This is a genomic window from Candidatus Omnitrophota bacterium (assembly GCA_028693815.1).
Lineage (GTDB): Bacteria > Omnitrophota > Gorgyraeia > Zapsychrales > Aceulaceae > Aceula.
On sequence record JAQUUP010000050.1, the window covers coordinates 1 to 2,847 of the forward strand.

Consider the following 2,847-nt stretch of genomic DNA (forward strand, 5'->3'; position numbering starts at 1 on the left):
TTCAAATACGATCAGCCCGGTTGCGAATGCATTCTTTTCAAGCCTGATCTATAACGGAGCCTGCGCTTTGTTTTCAGGCAAAAAAGTAAGTGATCTGTACGACCCGACAATAAAAGTAAAGAAAAGCGCTCTGGAAAAGCATCACATTTTTCCGAAAGAGTATCTTAAAAGAAAGAAATATGATCTGCCTGTAATAAACCAGATCGCAAATTTAACTTATCTTGAATATCTCGATAATATCAAGATATTAGATACCGATCCCAAGACATACTACACGCAGATGAAAGACAACTATTTTAGCGGTAAAGAAGCTGAACTCGAAGATTCTATGATAAAACACGGAGTCCCCTACAATTTCTTCGATTTGGACTATCAAGAATTTCTTATCTCAAGAAGAAAGAAAATCGCCAGAATAATAAAAGAGCATTACGAGAAGATAAGGTAATTGTAAAAAAAAAAAAATGGGAGAAAATCATGTCAATTTCCGATGTGCAACTAAAAGGAAGCTACTACCAAGTTTTTGATGAAAACGGAAAGAAAATCAAAGATATCTTTGAAGGAACTGTTGGTGAATTATGTGGAATAGGCACTAACTTTATAGTTTTTTTTAAGGGAAGTTACTACACTACATACGATGAGAACGGTAAAAAAATAAAAGATGCTTTTCAAGGTACTGTTGGTGAATTTAAGAGCGCTGTCGGCAGTACGATCAACTTTGTAAGAAATTCCTATCTTGCCACATACGATGAAAATTTCAAAAAGATTAGCGAGAGACACATTTCGTAAAATATTAAAGATAATTTCAATAAAAAAGAAAAAGAATAAAATAACACTTGCACATCTGTCACATGTGTCATATATTGCTTATGTGATTTTGTGTAAAATTTTCTATTAAAAAAAACAGGAGGCGACCATGAGAGTGCAAGTGATTAAAGAGGTACCAAAAAAAGATCAACGAGACGCGAACGATTGGAATCTTTGTTTTCAATGGTGTTTATATGTCTATGATGATGGAAGAAGTGAAAATGGGTATAGGTTTATTTGGAGAAATGAAAAAGGCAATCTGCAACCTTCAAGAGGCCAAGCGAGGATACCTTCTATTGAAAAAGCTAGCAATCTTATAAATCAAGCCAGAGAAGAGGGATGGGGTGAATTTGATACCACTAGGAAGGAGGGGAAGTGAAATATGAAATGTAAGAGCTTCAAAATTCAGCAGCGTTGCTGACATTTTTAAATGTAGAATTGAAAGTAGGATAGAGAGGGCAAATATATTTAACATGGAGAGTCAATTGAAAAAATGTGAAAAATGTCAAACTTCAAAAGAAGATGTTACTTTTTATTCTGACAAAGATGGCGAATTACCGGAAGATGCTGAAAGTGGATATTATTGCGAAGAATGCGTTAAAAAACTAAAAAATGATTGGTGGGAAATTGAAAAAAGTGCGTATTGCGATGGTAATTGTGATGACTGTGAAGACTTTGATTGTGAAAATGATAAATGCTTAAGAGATATTATTTAATTTACACGATCGGGTAGGAGACAAGTTGTAATATTGGCAAATTTGTAAGTGGAATAAAAATAATGAAAAATGAGGAAATTATGAAAACATGGCTTGTAAACACAAATTCAAAAGAAGAGAATGGCAATCCACATGCGTACAAGTACATGCTACGCCAAAACAAAGCGTCAGCATTTTATTCAAGAGGGCAAACTGTTGACAAAATTGAATCAGGTGATCTCGTCTTGTTGTATCACAATCAAAATAGAGTAATTGCAGTTGGTGCAGTAGTGACAAAATTTCAAGGACACGATTTCGTAGATACGTTACCAATAGAACACTGGGTAGACGTTAACTGGCTGTGGAAAACGGATATTGATAAAGATGAAAATCCAACTGACTATATTGACAGGAATAAAATTGGCATTACGATGGTCAACGGCACTGTTGTTAATATTACGGACCAAGTTAACTACAAAGAACTTTTTGCTAAAATAGCTCTTAAGCAGAATTTATAGCCTATTTATATCAGTATAAAAAAGTAATCTTTGCTGAAACCGTCCGTGGCGTCGGTCATAACCCTTATACTCTTTTAGTGCAGCTACAAAATAAGCTCAAAAAATTCAATTCTATAGGAGTAAGAAAATGTTGGAAGAAAAAACCATTGATGAAGTTAAGCATGCAAAGATATTATCGCTAAATGCTACTTGCGATGCAATTCCAGACAGTATAGACGGTACAGATCTATTGATAGTTCGTTTTAATGCAGAAAGCGAAGATCAGCTTGTTTTCGTGGGTTATATGGCGGGAATGGCTGCGTCTGCCAAAGTACGGTTTACTGTCGGAGTTATCATTACTGCGGATGAGCCGGATTCTGTGTTTTCGATATGTTACGACACTGTGATCTGCGTATCCTCCGAAGTTGAGGCTGATCAGGCTGTAAAAACTTTGATAGGAGATTATGTGGGTGATCCATTGCGGCGGGATCGGTTATTTTGCATATTCCGAGAAAGATTATCAAGCGGGAAATCTTGCGGAGATGGCTAAAGAGTTGATCCGGAAAAGTTCGATGAAAGATAAGATCGCAAATGCAAAGAGGCTGCTGGTTTGTATAAACAGAGGTTCGGGCGGGGAAGAAGCCGGTTTTGAAGAACTTAATTCTGCGGTGGAGAGTTTTTATGAGGTAATCAGCGAAGGGGCGAACATAATTTTCCCGGTCCTTTCGGAAAGAACCGGCGGGAAGGTCAGCATCGGCGTTATTGCTACCGGATTTTAAGGGAATCAAAATATTCCATATTTCTTATAAGGCGTGTCACGATTTGACACGCCTTGTGTTTTATATTGCGGG

General features: G+C 36.6%; 7 protein-coding genes. All 7 read left to right on the top strand.

Annotation, left to right across the window (positions count from 1 at the left end; translation table 11 throughout):
- A partial coding sequence (locus PHY73_08795) for a hypothetical protein (GenBank protein MDD3375799.1) occupies positions 1–445 on the top strand: 445 nt, incomplete at its 5' end.
- 29 nt (positions 446–474) lie between these two features.
- Positions 475–786, top strand: a complete 312-nt coding sequence (locus tag PHY73_08800; protein ID MDD3375800.1) for a hypothetical protein — start codon at positions 475–477, stop codon at positions 784–786.
- 127 nt (positions 787–913) lie between these two features.
- Positions 914–1,183 (top strand): hypothetical protein, encoded by a 270-nt coding sequence (locus PHY73_08805; protein MDD3375801.1) that lies wholly within the window; start codon positions 914–916, stop codon positions 1,181–1,183.
- A 106-nt stretch (positions 1,184–1,289) separates the two neighbouring features.
- Positions 1,290–1,520 (top strand): hypothetical protein, encoded by a 231-nt coding sequence (locus PHY73_08810; protein MDD3375802.1) that lies wholly within the window; start codon positions 1,290–1,292, stop codon positions 1,518–1,520.
- A gap of 80 nt (positions 1,521–1,600) precedes the next feature.
- On the top strand, positions 1,601–2,017 hold the full coding sequence (locus PHY73_08815; protein MDD3375803.1) for a hypothetical protein: 417 nt from the start codon (positions 1,601–1,603) through the stop codon (positions 2,015–2,017).
- A gap of 127 nt (positions 2,018–2,144) precedes the next feature.
- Entirely contained in the window at positions 2,145–2,546 is a 402-nt protein-coding gene (locus tag PHY73_08820; protein ID MDD3375804.1) for a hypothetical protein, read from the top strand.
- Between the two features lie 22 nt (positions 2,547–2,568).
- Positions 2,569–2,775 carry a hypothetical protein gene (locus PHY73_08825; GenBank protein ID MDD3375805.1) on the top strand — a complete coding sequence of 69 codons (207 nt, stop codon included), beginning with the start codon at positions 2,569–2,571 and terminating at the stop codon, positions 2,773–2,775.
- Positions 2,776–2,847 lie beyond the last annotated feature (72 nt).